This is a genomic window from Cobetia sp. SIMBA_158 (genome assembly GCF_046566945.1).
GTDB lineage: Bacteria > Pseudomonadota > Gammaproteobacteria > Pseudomonadales > Halomonadaceae > Cobetia > Cobetia amphilecti.
In genome coordinates this window covers 1-290 of sequence record NZ_JAWJYL010000209.1, presented here as the reverse complement: position 1 = coordinate 290, position 290 = coordinate 1, and the positions used below count along the sequence as shown (strand labels likewise).

Sequence of the window (290 nt, the reverse complement as noted above, 5' to 3'; positions counted from 1 at the left end):
CATCATTTAAAAGCACCTTTGAAAGCGACTGTTTTTCAGATATAAGAGGAATTTCATCACCGATAATTGTCATTAATTTCGAAGGGGAGAATAGTTTTTTGAACAGGAGATCATCTGAATCATGTGATTTGAGGGGGGAGTTGGTTGCGATATGTGCCAGATTATATAATTTTAAACAAGCATTTTTGATAAGTCGGATAATCGATAGGGTCTCATTTGTTGGGGTTCTAACAATATGGTAAAGAATATCTTCAGCTTCTTTCCCAAATTTATCATAACCTAACGCAATA

Annotated in this window: 1 pseudogene; it reads right to left on the bottom strand. The window is 34.5% G+C overall.

The annotated features are described in order from the left end of the window. A pseudogene (locus R2R70_RS19660) lies at positions 1-290 on the bottom strand (hypothetical protein); the annotation flags it as partial.